At 68.6% G+C, this 14,824-nt stretch carries 13 protein-coding genes; 7 read left to right on the top strand and 6 right to left on the bottom strand.

What is annotated here, in order from left to right; translation table 11 throughout:
• Positions 1 to 15 precede the first annotated feature (15 nt).
• Positions 16 to 537 carry a hypothetical protein gene (locus B5X90_RS17615; protein ID WP_079555241.1) on the top strand — a complete coding sequence of 174 codons (522 nt, stop codon included), beginning with the start codon at positions 16 to 18 and terminating at the stop codon, positions 535 to 537.
• 138 nt (positions 538 to 675) lie between these two features.
• Here the strand turns inward: B5X90_RS17615 and B5X90_RS17610 are convergent, their stop codons facing one another.
• On the bottom strand, positions 676 to 2,031 hold the full coding sequence (locus tag B5X90_RS17610) for a uracil-xanthine permease family protein (RefSeq protein ID WP_079555240.1): 1,356 nt from the start codon (positions 2,029 to 2,031) through the stop codon (positions 676 to 678).
• Positions 2,032 to 2,261: 230 nt separating this feature from the next.
• Between B5X90_RS17610 and B5X90_RS17605 the strand changes: the two genes are divergently transcribed.
• The 3 genes from B5X90_RS17605 (at position 2,262) to B5X90_RS17595 (ending at position 5,056) form a co-directional block, all read left to right on the top strand.
• Positions 2,262 to 2,867 (top strand): malonic semialdehyde reductase, encoded by a 606-nt coding sequence (locus B5X90_RS17605; protein ID WP_079555239.1) that lies wholly within the window; start codon positions 2,262 to 2,264, stop codon positions 2,865 to 2,867.
• 267 nt (positions 2,868 to 3,134) lie between these two features.
• A complete protein-coding gene (locus B5X90_RS17600) occupies positions 3,135 to 3,740 on the top strand; it encodes a hypothetical protein (protein ID WP_079555238.1) in 606 nt (201 codons plus the stop codon).
• A gap of 167 nt (positions 3,741 to 3,907) precedes the next feature.
• Positions 3,908 to 5,056, top strand: a complete 1,149-nt coding sequence (locus B5X90_RS17595) for a GGDEF domain-containing protein (protein WP_079555237.1) — start codon at positions 3,908 to 3,910, stop codon at positions 5,054 to 5,056.
• A 1-nt stretch (position 5,057) separates the two neighbouring features.
• On the opposite strand, the gene pgm is transcribed toward B5X90_RS17595, so the two are convergent.
• Positions 5,058 to 6,719 carry a phosphoglucomutase (alpha-D-glucose-1,6-bisphosphate-dependent) gene (gene pgm, locus B5X90_RS17590; protein WP_079555268.1) on the bottom strand — a complete coding sequence of 554 codons (1,662 nt, stop codon included), beginning with the start codon at positions 6,717 to 6,719 and terminating at the stop codon, positions 5,058 to 5,060.
• 148 nt (positions 6,720 to 6,867) lie between these two features.
• Between pgm and B5X90_RS17585 the strand changes: the two genes are divergently transcribed.
• Positions 6,868 to 7,548, top strand: coding sequence for a DUF4190 domain-containing protein (locus tag B5X90_RS17585; RefSeq protein WP_079555236.1), 681 nt, complete (start codon positions 6,868 to 6,870; stop codon positions 7,546 to 7,548).
• A 31-nt stretch (positions 7,549 to 7,579) separates the two neighbouring features.
• Here B5X90_RS17585 and B5X90_RS17580 read toward each other — a convergent pair whose 3' ends face one another.
• From B5X90_RS17580 to B5X90_RS17565, 4 genes are all read right to left on the bottom strand, one after another.
• The gene (locus tag B5X90_RS17580) at positions 7,580 to 8,434 is read right to left on the bottom strand and encodes a phosphotransferase (RefSeq protein WP_179129185.1); all 855 of its coding nucleotides are present in this window, start codon (positions 8,432 to 8,434) and stop codon (positions 7,580 to 7,582) included.
• A gap of 4 nt (positions 8,435 to 8,438) precedes the next feature.
• Positions 8,439 to 9,836: a peptide MFS transporter gene (locus tag B5X90_RS17575; protein ID WP_372702895.1), complete on the bottom strand. Its 1,398-nt coding sequence runs from the start codon at positions 9,834 to 9,836 to the stop codon at positions 8,439 to 8,441.
• Between the two features lie 245 nt (positions 9,837 to 10,081).
• Positions 10,082 to 11,227 (bottom strand): alcohol dehydrogenase catalytic domain-containing protein, encoded by a 1,146-nt coding sequence (locus B5X90_RS17570; RefSeq protein WP_079555235.1) that lies wholly within the window; start codon positions 11,225 to 11,227, stop codon positions 10,082 to 10,084.
• Positions 11,228 to 11,681: 454 nt separating this feature from the next.
• Positions 11,682 to 13,157: an amidase gene (locus B5X90_RS17565; RefSeq protein WP_079555234.1), complete on the bottom strand. Its 1,476-nt coding sequence runs from the start codon at positions 13,155 to 13,157 to the stop codon at positions 11,682 to 11,684.
• A 288-nt stretch (positions 13,158 to 13,445) separates the two neighbouring features.
• Between B5X90_RS17565 and B5X90_RS17560 the strand changes: the two genes are divergently transcribed.
• Positions 13,446 to 13,772 carry a rhodanese-like domain-containing protein gene (locus B5X90_RS17560; protein ID WP_079555233.1) on the top strand — a complete coding sequence of 109 codons (327 nt, stop codon included), beginning with the start codon at positions 13,446 to 13,448 and terminating at the stop codon, positions 13,770 to 13,772.
• An 18-nt stretch (positions 13,773 to 13,790) separates the two neighbouring features.
• The gene (gene pheA, locus B5X90_RS17555; RefSeq protein ID WP_079555232.1) at positions 13,791 to 14,774 is read left to right on the top strand and encodes a prephenate dehydratase; all 984 of its coding nucleotides are present in this window, start codon (positions 13,791 to 13,793) and stop codon (positions 14,772 to 14,774) included.
• The last annotated feature ends 50 nt before the right edge of the window (positions 14,775 to 14,824 follow it).

Below are 14,824 nucleotides of genomic sequence, written 5' to 3'. Positions count from 1 at the left end.
ACCAGGAGGAATGACATGACTGAAAACCAGCAGGATCCCAAGACCGTCACCGAGGAAGCGGGCGGCTACGGTACGCCGACCGCCGAGCAGGAGATGGGCGGCGATGAGAAGACATTTGCCCAGCCCCGCGAGGAGGAGGCCTTCGACGCCGCCGGGCTGAACCAGGACAGCCCCGACGGCGAGACGTATCCGGCCGGGGCGCCGGACCTGAGCCAGTTCGGTGCAGAAGACCAAGACAGTGCAGGAGAACCCGGAGCAGGACGCTTCGGAGGAACGGAGGAACAGATGAGTTCAGAAAACGCCAGCGCAACCCCCGGATTCGATCCGGACGACGCGGAGAATTCCGAGACGGCAGTGCCGTCGTCGGAAGCGGAGATGGACGGGGCCAACACGGAAGAGCCCGACGCCGGGCGGCCCTTCTCCTCCGAGTCCGGACAGGACGCGGCGGGTCTGCCGGACGGCTCCGGGACGGACCTGCCGGAGAGCAAGTCGCCGAAGGACCGCGACGATGACAAGGACGCCTTCGACGCCGGCTAGTCCTAGGGCCGCCCCGCCCAGCCGCTGCCGGCGCTGCCGGCCGTGACAGCGGAAAGGCCGGATTCCTGCCCGTGGGCGGAGTCCGGCCTTTCTCGTCTGCGGGATTGCCCGCTCGGCGCGCGCTTCCGGCGGCGTTCTTTAGCGGCGCTTCCTGGGCGGGCGCTTGACGGCTGCCTTGACCGCGGCCGTCGAAGCTGCGGCCGGCGAGGGATCTTCGGTTTCCGGTTCGGCCACCGTGCCGCGCACCTTCGCGATCGCCTTCATGCCGTGGTAGATCACCAGGGCCGCGGCCGAGCCGAGCGCAATCCCGGTGAACTTCAAGTCGCCGATGGTCCAGGTATAGTCGGCAATCCCGACAATAAGGGCGACGGCGGCCGTGGTCAGGTTGATCGAGTTGGAGAAGTTCACCTTGTTCTGGACCCAGATTTTCACGCCCAGCACGCCGATCATGCCGTACAGCATCGTGGCCGCGCCGCCCAGGACGCCGGCGGGCACGGTCGCGATAAGCTCGCCAAACTTCGGCGAGAAGCTCAGGATCACAGCGAAGGCGCCGGCCACCCAGTACGCCGCCGTCGAATACACCTTGGTGGCGGCCATGACGCCGATGTTCTCGGCGTACGTGGTGGTCCCGGACCCGCCCCCAAGACCGGCAAGCACGGTGGCGGCGCCGTCGGCCAGCAGCGCGCGGCCGGAGACGCCGTCGAGGTTCTGCCCCGTCATGGCGGACACGGACTTCACGTGGCCGATGTTCTCCGCCACCAGCACCAGTACGACCGGCACGAAGAGGCCCACGACGCCCAGGTGGAATTCGGGGGTCTGGAAATGCGGCAGGCCCACCCACGCGGCACTGTCCACCTTGGAGAAGTCCACCTCGCCCCGGATCATCGCAACCAGGTAGCCCACCAGGACGCCCACCAGGATGCTCAGCCGGCCCAGCATGCCGCGGAACAGCACGCTGACCACGATGATGACGGCCAGGGTGATGAAGGCGGTGACGGGGGCCTGGTCGAAGTTGGCCTTCGCCGCGGGCGCCAGGTTCAGGCCGATCAGCGCCACGATCGCGCCGGTCACGATCGGCGGCATGACCCGGTTGATCCAGCCGGCGCCGAACTTCTGCACTACGGCGCCGACGACGGCGAGGGTCGCGCCCGCCAGCACCCCGCCGCCGAGTGCCCCGGGGACGCCGAACTGCTGCTGGGAAGCCATGATCGGGGCGATGAACGCGAAGCTGGAACCGAGGTAGCTGGGCACCCGTCCCTGCGTGATGACCAGGAACAGGAGCGTGCCAATGCCGGAGAAGAACAGGGTGGTGGCTGGCGGCATGCCCGTGATGATCGGGACCAGGAAGGTGGCACCGAACATGGCCACAACATGCTGCATCCCGATCCCTACCGTCAGGGGCCAGGTGAGCCGCTCATCCGGCCTGACGACCTCGCCGGGGCGGACGGACTTGCCGTTGCCGTGGAGCTTCCATTTGGTGCCGAGCATGCTCATGCCGGGAGCCTTTCAGAGAATGTGGGGCGGGCGGGAAGGAATCTTCCGGAGCAACTTTACCGCGCAGCATTTACCGGCCGTCCCGCCGGGCCGGCGTGGTGCGCGCCGGGCGATGTGCCCGAGGTCACAGGACGCAGCGGGAAGCAGGCGCGGTCCGTTGAAGTTGCAACTATTGACAGCAGGAGACGCCGGCCGCCCAAGAGTGCGCCGGCCCAGCGAAAGGGATGCCCATGACACTCGCCCACGATGAAGCAGTAATCGAGGCCGCCGCCGTCGACGCCATCTTCGCCGAAGCCCGCACGGCGAACGCCTTCACCGGCGACGTCACCGACGAGCAGGCCCGCGCGATTTACGAACTGACGAAGTTCGGCCCCACGGCCTTCAACTCCCAGCCGCTGCGCGTTACGTACGTGCGTTCCGACGAAGCCCGCGCCACGCTCGTTGATGCGCTGGCCGCCGGGAACCGCGCCAAGACGGCATCAGCTCCGCTCGTCGCGGTCCTGAGCTACGACACCGCCTGGCAGAACCAGTGGGACGCGTTCCTTCCCGGCTACAACGCCCCCAAGGCCATGTATGACGCCGCGCCGGATCTCGCCGCGGCCACCGGCAACAACAACGCCCACCTGCAGGCCGGCTACTTCATCCTCGCGGTCCGCACCCTGGGCCTCGCGGCAGGTCCCATGACCGGTGCCGACTTCGCCAAGATCGACGCCGCGTTCTTCCCCGACGGGAGCCAGAAGAGCTTCCTGGTGGTCAACATCGGCCAGCCCGGGGCAGACGCCTGGGGCGAAGCAAAGCCGAAATTCGCCTACGAGGACGTTGTCCGCACCGTCTAACAGCCACCGTTCTCCGGCGCTGTCCACCCGCGGAGGTGCCTCCGGCGCTGTCCACCCGCGGAGGTGCCTCCGGCGCTGTCCACCCGCGGAGGTGCCTCCGGCACCATGGGGGACAGGCCGGAGGCACGCGGGATGCGATTCTGCGGTTCAGCGCAAGGCCCACATCCAGGGCCACTTCCCATTTTAGTCCCCGCCGTCGCCGCCGGCACTGTGCGTTTGCCGCGCCCGCCCGGCCCCGGAGGTGCCGCGGGGTGGCACACTTTTCCCATGCGGAACCTGATCGCGGTGGCCTTCGTGGAACCGGTAGCCGAGGGGCTCGAGTTTCCCCGGGATGACTGGCCGCTGCACCTCACCCTGGTCAAGTTCGACGTGGCTAAGGTCGGCGTGGTGAAGTCCGACGACATTGTGAAGTCCGACGACATTGTGAAGTCCGACGTCGTCGAACCCGGCCAGGAAACCCGCGCGGAACCCGGGCCGGGCACGCCGCCGGCCGCGGGCGATCCCCTCGCCGACCATATCGCCGCCCTCATGGCGGACCCGGTCGCCGCTGCCCTGGGCTGCCGGATCAACGTGGGCGGCGAAGCCGGGTTCGGGCGCGCAGGGTCCATCCCGGTCAACCTGATTGAACCCAGCGATGAGCTGCAGGTCCTCCACAATGAGCTGGTCCGGATCGTGGATCAGCTGCCCGGCCGGATCTCAACCCCCGCCTACACCCTGGAGGGGTACCGGCCGCACGTCTCGCACCACGGCGACAAACGGCTTCGGCAGGGCGACACGTTCGCGCTTGACCGAATAGCGCTCGTGGACATGGCGCCCGACGGCGGGCACGCCACGCGCCGGATCCTGAAGTTGTGGACCGTGGGCCAGGCGTAGGCGCCAGAATGGCCTCTTGGGAGGGCCCGACGTCATATCCGGGACGCCGGCGCTGGATTCCTGCGGACCGGGTGCCATACTTGGGTCAACTTCGGCAGCCATTCGACGGTTATTCGATGACGAAGTGAGTATTCGGGCAAATCACAGCGGACCGGGGGGACCACTAAATGATGCTTGACGCCGCGACACTGCGGGTTGCCTTGGCGCTTGTCGACCTCACACTGCTCATGCTTTTCTACTTCATCACGTTCCGGCGCACCCGGTCGCACTACAGCGGCTGGTGGTGCATGGCGCTCCTGCTGTTCCTGGTCGGCAATGCCGCGTACCTGCTGGACGGTACGGCGCACCAGGGGTGGGCCATCCCTGCCGGCAACGTGCTTCTGGTCGCCGGTGCCGCCAGCATCTGGGCCGGCGGACGGTCCCTCCGCGCGCCTTCCCTCCGGCCCTGGCAGCTCGCGGCCGGTCCTGCCGCCACCGCCGTCGCTTCTTTTATCGACCACCCGGCCACCAACGTCTGGGCGGGAGGCCCGGTATACTTGGGATTCATGGCCGTGTTGATCGGCCTGGGATCCCGGGAGCTGTTCCTGCTCGAGCGCGACTACTCGCGGGTCCACCGCCCCCTCGCAGTGGGCGCCGGCATCCTGGCCGTGTTCTACCTGGGCCGGCTCGTCGCTTTCCTGGCGAACGGACCGGACGGTGCCGTCTTCACGTCGGTGTTCGGCTCCGTCCCCATGACGGTGTTCTCGACGATCACGCTGGTGGTTGCTTCCTTCACCATGGCCGAGCTGAGCTACGAACAGCAGACCCAGGATCTCCGGTCCCGGGCCACCGTGGACGGCCTCACGGGCCTGCTCAACCGTTCTGCGTTCCTGGACCTCGCCGAAAATGAACTGCGCCGTTTGCGCCGCACCGGCACCACGGCATCGATCATCCTCGCGGACCTGGACCACTTCAAGGCCATCAACGATCAGTTCGGCCACTCGGCCGGGGACTCCGCCCTGCAGGCCTTTGCCAGGGCCTGCGCCGGCACCGTCCGCTCCACCGACCTCGTGGGCCGCTACGGCGGTGAGGAATTCATCCTCCTGCTCCCTGGCGTCACGCCGGACCGGGCACGGGAAATCGCTGCCGACATCAGCGTCCGGCTCCATCAATCCGGGTCCGCAGTCATTCCCCGGCTGCCCACCGTGAGCTACGGCATCGCGTCCACCGGCGCCGGACCGGGCAGCCTCGACGCCGCAGTGATCTCGGCCGACGCGGCCCTCTACCAGGCAAAGACGCTTGGCAGGGACCGCGCCGAGCTGGCCACCGGCGGCTGAACTACGAGATAACCCCGTCCACCAGCGCCTTCGCCTCGGCCTGGACCTGCTTGAGGTGGTCGGCACCCTTGAAGGACTCGGCGTAGATCTTGTAGACGTCTTCCGTGCCGGAAGGCCGGGCTGCGAACCAGGCGTTTTCGGTAACGACCTTGAGGCCGCCAATCGCGGCGCCGTTGCCCGGCGCTTCGGTCAGTTTGGCCGTGATCGTTTCGCCGGCCAGTTCGGTCGCGGTGACGTCCGACGGCGAGAGCTTGCCCAGCGCCGCCTTCTGCTCCCGGGTGGCGGCCGCGTCGATGCGGGCGTAGACGGGGTCGCCGAACTGGTCGGTGAGGCCCTTGTACAGCTGCGACGGTGATTTGCCCGTCACCGCCGTGATCTCCGAGGCCAGCAGGGCCAGCAGGATGCCGTCCTTGTCTGTGGTCCAGACGCTCCCGTCCATCTTGTTAAAGGAGGCACCGGCGGATTCCTCGCCGCCGAAGGCGCCCTCTCCGGACAGCAGCCCGGGGACGAACCACTTGAAGCCCACGGGCACTTCGACAAGTTTGCGGCCCAGGCTCTCGGCCACGCGGTCGATGATGGATGAGGAAACCAGGGTCTTGCCGATCACGGACTGCGGGTTCCAGCCGGTCCGGTGCCGGTACAGATAATCGATGGCGACGGCGAGGTAGTGGTTCGGGTTCATCAGCCCGCCCTGTCCATCAACAAAAGGTGTGACGATCCCGTGGCGGTCGGCGTCGGCGTCGTTGCCGGTGGCGACGTCGAACTTGGCGCCCTCGGACATGCGGTTGATCAGGGACGCCATCGCCGACGGCGAGGAGCAGTCCATCCGGATCTTCTCGTCCCAGTCCAGCGTCATGAAAGCCCACTGGGGGTCGACGGTGGGATTGACCACGGTGAGGTTCAGGTGGTGGCGCTCACCGATTTCACCCCAGTAGTCCACCGACGCTCCGCCCATCGGGTCGGCGCCGATCCGGACGCCCGCCTCGCGGATCGCATTGAGATCCAGTACCGAGGGGAGGTCATCGACGTAGCTGCTCAGGAAGTCGAACTTGCCGGTGGTCCCGGCGGCGAGGGCCTCGGCCACAGGAATCCGCTTGACGCCGCGCAGGCCGTTTTCCAGCAGCTCGTTGGCGCGGTTGGCGATCCAGCCGGTGGCGTCGGTGTCCGCGGGGCCGCCGTGCGGAGGGTTGTACTTGAACCCGCCGTCGCCCGGGGGGTTGTGGCTGGGGGTCACCACGATGCCGTCGGCCTGCGGCGCGCCGGGGGCGGCCTTGCGGTTGTGCGTCAGGATGGCGTGGCTCAGGGCGGGGGTGGGCGTGTAGCCGTGGCGGGCGTCGATGAGGACGTGCACACCGTTGGCGGCCAGCACCTCAAGGGCGGAGTTTTGTGCGGGCTCGCTCAGGCCGTGGGTGTCCTTGGCCATGTAGAGGGGGCCGGTGATGCCCTGGCCTGCCCGGTATTCCACGATCGCCTGCGTGATGGCGAGGATGTGGGGTTCGTTGAAGGACGCCTTCAGGCTCGATCCCCGGTGCCCGGAGGTGCCGAAGGCCACCCGCTGGCCCGGGTCCGAGAGGTCCGGCGAAACGTCGTAATACGCATCCAAAAGCGCAGTGAGGTCAACAAGGTCTTGGGGTTGGGCAACAGTGCCCGCGCGGCTAGCCATGGCACCAGCATGCCAGACGAGGGCGGGGTGCAACACGGTTTCGCGCCAAACCCGTTCCTGTGACGAAAGAAAACCCGCCAATAGGCCCGGTCCCAAGCCAACCGTGCGGCGGTACGCTGGATCCAGAGACTTCTTGAGGGGACAAGCCATGACTGAACAGCCAAAACAAGGCAAAGACGAGACCCCGGAGGGCTACCAGCCGACCCTGCGCCTCCCGGACCAGCAACCTGACGTTCCGCCGGGGCAGGCACCACCGGCCGGCCAGGACCAGGGACCGTCGGCGACGCAGCAGTTCGCGCAACCCGAATCCCCGCAGCAGCCCTACACAAGCCAGCAGCCCTACACAGGCCAGCAGCCAGGCCAGCAGCCCGACACGGGCGAGCAGCCCCGCGTCGGGCAGCCTTACCCGGGACAGCAGCCCTACACCGGACAGGCGGCACATGACCGCGGCCAGTACGCAAGCCCGTACCCCCCGATCTACGGCCAGCCGGCCGCGCCGTATGGCCAGCCGTCGCCGTATGCCCAGCCGGGCAGCCCCAACGCCTACGGCCAGCCCGCATACTACGGCGCGCCGCAGTCGCCCAAGAGTCTGAGCATCGCCAGCATGTGCTGCGGCATCGCCGCGCTGGTGGGCTTCGGATTCTTCCTGCTCCCGCAGCTGGCCGCCGTGATTCTGGGGCACATGGCCCTGCGGCGCGAACCGGCCGGCCGGGGCATGGCGATCGCCGGCCTGGTGATGGGGTACGTGGGCATCGCCGTGACCATCCTGGTCCTGGTCATTTTCGGACTGGTCATAGGCACCGCGCGCAACAGCGGGTACGGAGCCTAGGTCTGCCCTGCGGCGGCGGAGCCGCGCCGGGTCAGGCTGTCAGGGCAGCCACCAGGGGCTTCGCGTTGGCCTCAAGCCAGGCGCGCCGGCGGTTGATCTGGCCGCCCACGCCGTCCTGCCACATCCGCGCCCAGCCCCCGCCCAGGGCCGCGGCGTTGTGCCGCATCCGCTCGTAGCCGAGCGCCGCGGCGTCGATCCCGGCGCCGGGCACCCGGCGTCGTTCATCATCGCTCCAGCCGTAGGCGTCGGCGAAGACGCGCAGCCGGTGGAACGGATTCTGGTCTTCCCAGCCCGGCCACGCATCTGACGGGTCGCGGAGCGGCACCCAGTGCATGGCGGTGTTGAGCGAATCGTGAAGTGCCGTGGCGGGTCCGGCGAGGTCAAAATCCACCAGTCCCGCGGCCACGCCGTCCCGGACCACCACGTTCTGGGGTGTCACGTCCAGGTGGCAGATGAGTCCGGCGGCGTCGGTGGGGTTCGGCCGGACCGGCCGGGGCGGAAACGCGTGGGCCCGCGGCACGAAGCCCGCGGACGCGGTGTGCAGGCGCCGCACCAGGCGGGCCACGGAGGCCAGCAGGTCCTCGGACTGGACCCAGGGTTCCGGCGGCGACCCGGCGCAGTCTCCCGGCACGAAGGTCAGGACGTCCCTGCCCTGCGTGTCGCGGCCGAGGAATCGGGGGGAGCCCTCAAAACCGGCGTCGTCCAGCCAGTCGAGGTACCCGGCGACGGCGAGGGATTGCGGCTGGTGCGGGCGGCGGATAGTTCCGCCAACCCGCACCACGCCGTCGGTGACATCGCCTGCCGGCATGAGTTCGACGTCGGACGCCTCGCCGGGGGCGGGGGTGTAGACGCGCGAAGCAACCGGAACCCGACGTGCGGTGCTCATCGGGTCAGCGTACGCCGCCCATGAGCTTCTTGATCGCCGGTGAGGCGACCGCCAGACCCACAGCCAGCAGCATTGCGGTTCCGCCGATGCCGATGAAGTAGGGCAGCTCGTCCTGCGGGTTGTACAGACCGGACAGGATGCCGGCCAGGGTGGTGCCCAGGGACACGGACAGGAAGAACAGCGCCACCATCTGGGTGTGGAAGGCCTTGGGCGCCAGCTTGGTGGTCACAGACAGGCCGATGGGGGAAAGGAACAGCTCTGCAAGCGTGAACAGAAGCAGGATGCCAACCAGAGCCAGCAGCGGGGTCTTGCCACCGCCGGCCAGCGGGATGAAGGCCAGGAACGCAAGGCCCATCACGAACAGGCCGATCGAGAACTTCAGGGCCGAACCGGGCTGCTTGCGGCCGAGCCGGGTCCAGAGTGCGGCCATGATGCCGGCGAAGATGATGATGAACACCGGGTTGATGGACTGGACCCAGGCGGCAGGCATTTCCCAGCCGAACAGGTTCCGGTCCAGCTTTTCCTCTGAGTACACGGCGATGAAGGTGAACTGCTGCTGGAACAGGGCCCAGAACGCGGCGGAGGCGATGTACAGCGGGATGAATGCCGCGACCCGTCCGCGCTCGGTGGGGGTGACCTTCTTGCTGCTGAAGATCAGCGCGAAGTACAGCACCGACGCGCCGATTGCGGCGTAGGCCATGGACATGGCCAGATTTTCGGCGTTGACCGTGCCGGTCACGAGCAGCACGGCGATGATCACGGCGATGCCGGCGAAGACCAGGCCGTAGCGGGTGCGCTGGGCGGCCGGGAGGGGGTTCGGTACCCGGTGTGCTTCTTCGGGCAGCTTCTTGCGGCCCAGCGAGTAGATGACAAGGCCAATGGCCATGCCGACGGCGGCGGCGCCGAAGCCCCAGTGGAAGCCCTGGCTTTCCTGCAGCCAGCCCGTGACCAGCGGGCCGATCAGCGCACCGGCGTTGATGCCCATGTAGAAGATGGAGAACCCGGCGTCGCGGCGTTCGTCCTTCTCCCCATACAGGCTGCCGACGAGGGCGGTGGCATTGGCCTTCAGGCCGCCGGAGCCGACGCCCACCAGGACCAGTCCGGCGATCAGGCCAGGTATGCCGGGCACAAGTGCCAGCCCGATGTGGCCGGCCATGATCAGAACGGCAGCGCCGAAGAGCACCCGCTCGGACCCGAAGAGCCGGTCCGCGAGCCAGGCGCCGAGGATTGTGGAGAGGTAGACGCCGCCACCGTAGGCGCCGACGAGGCCGGCCGCCAAAGCTTGTGGAATCTCAAGGCCGCCCTGGGCAGCCGTGAAGTACATGTAGTAGAGGAGGATCCCCTGCATTCCGTAGAAGGAGAAGCGCTCCCACATCTCTACGGAGAAAAGGCTGGCCAGCATCTTTGGGTGGCCAAAAAACGAGGTGTCGCCCGGTGTCTTCGTGGGGGGACGTAACGAGGGATCGCCCGGCGTTATAGCGGGGGGATTGGATAAATGAGTTGTGCTCATTTACTTAATGGTGACATTGTGACGCGCGATTGTCACATTCGAGCAGGCCCGAGGCAAGCAACCCGGATGGTGTTTCGCCTCTCGTTCGCCTCTGTTTCGGCCGATTTCGCGGGGCGTCCCGGGGTGGCGGCTGTGTCCTAGGCGGGCTCGCCGGCGGGCTCCTGGGCGGGCTCGCCGCCGTCGAACATGATGATCTGCCGGATGGCGTGGCCGTCTGCCAGCTGGTCCATGGCCCGGTTGATGTCGGCCAGGGCGATCCGGTCCGAGATGAGCTCCTCGACGGGCAGTTTCCCCTCCCGCCACAGCTGGGCGTATTTCGGGATGTCCCGCGACGGGACGGCGGAGCCCAGGTAGCTGCCCACGATTGTCCGGGCTTCGGCGGTGACGGTCAGCGGCGCCAGCTGGGCGCGGGCCTCGGGGGAGGGCAGTCCCGCCGTGACGGTGGTGCCGCCGGGGGAGGTGGCGGCGAACGCGGTCTCGAACGCGCGGGCATTTCCCGCGCACTCGATCACGAACCTGGCTTTGACCCCGCCGTCGAGGACCTGCTGCGGGGTGTACGTCTCGTGGGCGCCGAGGCGGCGGGCGTGATCGAGTTTCTGCTCCAGCGTGTCCACAGCGACAATGCGCGAGATTCCTTGCGAGACGGCGGTGATGAGCGCCGCCATGCCCACCCCTCCGAGGCCGACGATCATGATGCTGTCCTGCGGGCGGGGCCGGGCCGCGTTGAGCACCGCGCCGCCGCCGGTCAGCACGGCGCAGCCCAGCACTGCCGCAATGTCCGCGGGGATGTCGTCGTCCACCGGCACGGCGGAAGCGCGGTCCACGACGGCGTGGGTGGCGAAGCCTGAGACGCCCAGGTGGTGGTGGACGGGCTCGCCGCCGCGGCTCAGGAGCCGGGATCCGTGCAGCAGGGTCCCGTCGTTGTTGCTCTTGGAGCCTGCCGTGCAGGGCAGCCGGCCGTCCTCGGCGCAGTTCGCGCAGTTCTCGCAGCGGGGCAGGAAGGACATGACCACGCGCTGGCCGGGCTGCAGGTCCGTGACCCCGGAACCGACCGCCACGATGCGGCCCGCGGCCTCGTGGCCCAGCAGCATGGGCACCGGCCGGACCCGGTTGCCGTCGACGACGCTCAGGTCCGAATGGCAAATCCCGGCGGCCTCCATCCGGACAAGGATCTCGGTGGGCCCGGGGGCCGCCAGTTCCAGCTCGGAGATGCTGATCGGCCTGGACTCCGCAAAGGGGCGGGGGCGGCCGATTTCCTCAAGTACTGCACCGGTGATCTTCATCGATCCTCTTTCGCCGCCTCGTCGGGTTTGAGTGAACGATAGCCGCCGGCCGCCGCCAGCGTCCATTTGGGGGGAGGCCCGACGGCTGCCGCGGGCACGGGGTGGCTGGTTTCCTGGGCCTCACCGGGGGACATGCCCGTTTTTGGTGCCCGGGGGTGCGTGTTGGCTGAGTTCCTGAATGCCAGTTGGGGACATGCCCATTTTTGGTCCCCGGGCGTGGACATCATGGCATTATGTCCACTCGTCACAGCCAGGGGCGGACATGTCCGTGACGAGCGCTGGACATGTCCTTTGCGCGGAGTTAGGGGCGGGCGGGTCCGATCTGCGGCGCGAGGAACGGGCATGTCCCGACTGGTGGTGGATGGGCATGTCCGGTGCCCGATGTGAGCGCCGGACATGTCCCGCGCGCGGCGTCAGGAGTGGGCATGTCCCCGGGCGGGTGCCGGGTCCATGGCTAGAAGCCCAATTGGGCGGCCACCTGCAGCAGGAGCCCCTCGGAGCCCATCGGCCCGATCAGCTGGATGCCCATCGGCAGGCCGGAACCAGGGGCGCCGCCGGTCCAGTGCACCGGGATGCTGATGGCCGGCAGCCCGCAGACGTTGACCATGGATGACCACGGCGCGTACTCGCACTGTTTGCGGTAGTCGCCGTCGGCGTCGCCCGCCCATTCCGCGGCCGGCCAGTAGCCTCCGCCGTGGGTCGCGCCCGTGAACCAGCCCACCGGGCGGGGCGTCTGTGCCAGGGCCGGCGTCACCATGAGGTCCCATTGGGCGTACTGGGCAATCGTGTCCTGCTGGAACTGCCGGAGGAACCCGAGGGATTCGTTGACTTTGGCTGCACTGCGCTGCTGTGCCCGCCGGCGGAAAGTCCTGGTGAGCGGCGTCAGGAGCGCCTCGCGCTGCGGCGAGATGCGCGCGCTGCCAATGCCTGCCGTCCACGCTGCGGTGAAGGCATCCGGGTAGCGGTTGTCGTAGCGAATCGCGGCTTCCGAGGTCTCGTGCCCCGCCGCCTCCAGCCGCGAGACGCCATCCGCGAGTGCGTCGAGCGCCTCACTGTCCGGGATGAAGGGAAACTTCGCTTGCCACGGGCTGTCGAGACTTACGCCGATCCTCAGCCGGCGGGGCTCCCTGGCGGTTAGTTCGTGGTAGCTGGCGTGCGCCCGGCCGCCCATGCCCGGACCGCCGGCACCGGGTTCGCCCGCACCCTCGTTGCCGGGGCCCGGCACCAATGCATCCAGCAGCAGCGCGGCGTCGGCGGCGGAGCGGGCGAGCGGTCCGGCAACCACTAGCTGCGCGGGATCGCCCGAGCTTTCCCCGGCCGGCACAAGCCCACGTCCGGGCTTCAACCCGACCAGCCCGCATGCCGCGGCCGGGATCCGCACGGAGCCCCCGCCGTCGGACCCGGGGGCGAACGGCAACAGCCCCGCGGCCACCGCCGCCGCGCTGCCGCCCGAGGAGCCGCCCGAACTGCGGCTGAGTGCATACGGATTGCGCGACGGCGGGGCGATCCGGTTCTCGCTGTAGGCGGTCAGGCCGAACTCCGGGACCTGCGTCTTGCCCAGCGAGAGGACCCCGGCGGCCTTGAGCGCGGCGGGAACCGCGCCGTCGGCCAGGGCCGGCTTGCGTTCCAGGGCCGCGCTTCCATGCGTGGTGATGATCCCTGCCACATCCGTCAGGTCCTTGAAGGCGACCGGCATTCCATGCAGCGGGGGCAAGGCCCCGCCGTTTCGGTTCCGGAGGGCGTAGCGCCGGTCAGCTGCCGTGGCGTCTTTCCGGGCCTGGTCCGCGGTGACAGTGATGAAGGCGCCGAGGTGCGGATTCTGGGCGTCGATCCGGTCCAGGAAATGATCGGTGGCGGCCCTGGCGGACAGCTCTCCTGAACGGAGCGCGTCGCGCAGCTCGACGGCGGAGAGCTCGTGGATTTCAGCCAAGGAGGCGGGACTCCGGCCGTAGGTGGGGCCGCGCGGGCCGGCTGCCCGGGGGACATGCCCATTCCTGGGAGGGGCGGAAGGGCACATTGGCATCATGCCCAGCGCTCGCGGCCAGGGGAGGGCATGTCCCGTGGCGGGGGCCGCGGCCCGGCCGCTCCGCGGGGTGTTCGGCAGCCATGAGGTCTCCTTTGCGGTCCCCAGAAGCGTAACGTGCCGCCAGCGGGGGCGCGCTGCCAGCGGCGGGGGATACGCTGGGATCGGAGCTTGAATTCTGCGGAAAGGGTCAACATGAGCGACTTCCAGAGCGTAAGCGTGTCTGGCATCCCCGACGGTGCCAAGATCGTGGACGTCCGCGAGGACTACGAGTGGGTTGCGGGCCACGCCGAGGGTGCCCTGCACATTCCCATGGACCAGTTGCCGGCCCGGATCGAGGAACTGGACCCGGACGAGGACGTCTACGTCATCTGCCGCACCGGCGGCCGCTCCTTCCGGGCCACCCAGTGGCTGGTCGGGATGGGATATTCCGCCGTGAATGTGGGCGGCGGCATGGACCAGTGGGTCGAGACCGGCATGCCGCTGGTGTCCGACAACGGCCTCAAACCGGTCGTCCTGTAACTGAACAAGGAAGAACTGATGCCCGCACCAACGCCCACCTACACATTCCTCGGACCCGAGGGCACCTTCACCGAGGCGGCCCTGATGCAGGTCCCGGACGCGGCGGAGGCCATCCGCATCCCGTCCTCGAATGTGAACACGGCGCTGGACAAGGTGCGGGACGGTTCCGCCGATGCGGCCATGGTGCCGATCGAGAACTCGGTCGAGGGCGGGGTCACCGCCACCCTGGACGCCATCGCCACCGGCCAGGACCTCAGGATCCTCCGCGAGGCCCTGGTGCCCATCAGCTTCGTCCTGGTGGCCAGGCCCGGCGTGGCGCTCGGGGACATCCGGCGCGTCTCCACCCACGGGCATGCCTGGGCCCAGTGCAGGCTCTGGGTGGACGCAAATATTCCCAATGCGGAATACATCCCCGGTTCGTCCACCGCCGCTGCCGCCATGGGTTTGCTGGATGGCGACGGCGCCCACTACGACGCCGCGATCTGCGCCCCGATCGTGGCCACCGAGCAGCCCGGCCTGAAGGTGCTGGCGGAAAACATCGGCGACAACCCCGGAGCCGTCACCCGGTTCGTGCTGGTGGGCCGCCCGGGCGAACTGCCGGCCCCCACCGGAGCCGACAAGACCACTGTCGTGGTGCCGCTGCCCGAAGACCGGCCGGGCGCGCTGATGGAGATCCTGGACCAGTTCGCCACCCGCGGCGTGAACCTGAGCCGGATCGAATCCCGGCCCACCGGGCAGTACCTGGGCCACTATTTCTTCAGCATTGACGCCGACGGCCATGTCGCCGACGCCCGGGTGGCCGACGCGCTGGCAGGTCTTCACCGGATCAGCCCGGCCACCCGCTTCCTCGGGTCCTACCGGCGTGCCGACGGCCGCCGGACCAGCGTCGCACCGCATACCTCCGACCAGGCATTCCGCGCCGCGCATGCGTGGGTGAAAGACATACTGGACGGCGCATCTGCTCTGCCGAAATATACCCCGGGGGCTTCGCCCAGAGCGTAGGCAAATGCCATATGGCGCACTTCCACCCCCTCCCAACTGTGCGTATGCTT

The sequence above is a fragment of the Arthrobacter sp. 49Tsu3.1M3 genome (genome assembly GCF_900168135.1).
Classification (GTDB): Bacteria; Actinomycetota; Actinomycetes; order Actinomycetales; family Micrococcaceae; genus Arthrobacter.
Note: the sequence above shows the minus strand (reverse complement) of the source record. Positions and strands in the feature narration are given on the sequence as shown.

Excerpts from the sequence above, each read along its gene's own strand:
- B5X90_RS17615 (WP_079555241.1), top strand. The coding sequence starts at position 16 with ATGACTGAAAACCAGCAGGATCCCAAGACCGTCACCGAGGAAGCGGGC.
- B5X90_RS17610 (WP_079555240.1), bottom strand. The coding sequence starts at position 2,031 with ATGAGCATGCTCGGCACCAAATGGAAGCTCCACGGCAACGGCAAGTCC.
- B5X90_RS17605 (WP_079555239.1), top strand. The coding sequence starts at position 2,262 with ATGACACTCGCCCACGATGAAGCAGTAATCGAGGCCGCCGCCGTCGAC.
- B5X90_RS17600 (WP_079555238.1), top strand. The coding sequence starts at position 3,135 with ATGCGGAACCTGATCGCGGTGGCCTTCGTGGAACCGGTAGCCGAGGGG.
- B5X90_RS17595 (WP_079555237.1), top strand. The coding sequence starts at position 3,908 with ATGATGCTTGACGCCGCGACACTGCGGGTTGCCTTGGCGCTTGTCGAC.
- pgm (WP_079555268.1), bottom strand. The coding sequence starts at position 6,719 with ATGGCTAGCCGCGCGGGCACTGTTGCCCAACCCCAAGACCTTGTTGAC.
- B5X90_RS17585 (WP_079555236.1), top strand. The coding sequence starts at position 6,868 with ATGACTGAACAGCCAAAACAAGGCAAAGACGAGACCCCGGAGGGCTAC.
- B5X90_RS17580 (WP_179129185.1), bottom strand. The coding sequence starts at position 8,434 with ATGAGCACCGCACGTCGGGTTCCGGTTGCTTCGCGCGTCTACACCCCC.
- B5X90_RS17575 (WP_372702895.1), bottom strand. The coding sequence starts at position 9,836 with ATGCTGGCCAGCCTTTTCTCCGTAGAGATGTGGGAGCGCTTCTCCTTC.
- B5X90_RS17570 (WP_079555235.1), bottom strand. The coding sequence starts at position 11,227 with ATGAAGATCACCGGTGCAGTACTTGAGGAAATCGGCCGCCCCCGCCCC.
- B5X90_RS17560 (WP_079555233.1), top strand. The coding sequence starts at position 13,446 with ATGAGCGACTTCCAGAGCGTAAGCGTGTCTGGCATCCCCGACGGTGCC.
- pheA (WP_079555232.1), top strand. The coding sequence starts at position 13,791 with ATGCCCGCACCAACGCCCACCTACACATTCCTCGGACCCGAGGGCACC.